Annotated in this window: 1 rRNA gene; it reads right to left on the minus strand. The window is 52.1% G+C overall.

The features are described from left to right. Positions 1 to 850: ribosomal RNA gene (locus GEV02_RS32565) — 23S ribosomal RNA — on the minus strand; the annotation flags it as partial.

Raw genomic sequence — 850 nt, forward strand, 5'->3', positions numbered from 1 at the left:
GCGCCCGGATTTGCCTAAGCGCCTTCTATGAACCAGAAACTGACTATTCCAACAGTCAGACAACCTTCCGCGATCCGTCCCCCCATCGCATCATACGACGGTGCAGGAATATTAACCTGCTTCCCATCAGCTACGCATCTCTGCCTCGCCTTAGGGGCCGACTCACCCTGCTCCGATGAACGTTGAACAGGAAACCTTGGGCTTACGGCGTGGGGGCTTTTCACCCCCATTATCGCTACTCATGTCAGCATTCGCACTTCTGATACCTCCAGCATCCTTTACAAGACACCTTCGCAGGCTTACAGAACGCTCTCCTACCATATGCTTACGCATATCCGCAGCTTCGGTGACTGGCTTAGCCCCGTTACATCTTCCGCGCAGGACGACTCGATCAGTGAGCTATTACGCTTTCTTTAAATGATGGCTGCTTCTAAGCCAACATCCTGACTGTTTTAGCCTTCCCACTTCGTTTTCCACTTAGCCAATCTTTGGGACCTTAGCTGGCGGTCTGGGTTGTTTCCCTCTTGACGCCGGACGTTAGCACCCGACGTCTGTCTCCCAAGCTCGCACTCATCGGTATTCGGAGTTTGCAATGGTTTGGTAAGTCGCGATGACCCCCTAGCCATAACAGTGCTCTACCCCCGATGGTGATACTTGAGGCACTACCTAAATAGTTTTCGGAGAGAACCAGCTATTTCCAAGTTTGTTTAGCCTTTCACCCCTACCCACAGCTCATCCCCTAATTTTTCAACATTAGTGGGTTCGGACCTCCAGTGCGTGTTACCGCACCTTCATCCTGGCCATGAGTAGATCACTTGGTTTCGGGTCTACACCCAGCGACTATCGCCCT

This window comes from Rugamonas aquatica (assembly GCF_009380215.1).
GTDB classification, from domain to species: domain Bacteria; phylum Pseudomonadota; class Gammaproteobacteria; order Burkholderiales; family Burkholderiaceae_D; genus Rugamonas; species Rugamonas aquatica_B.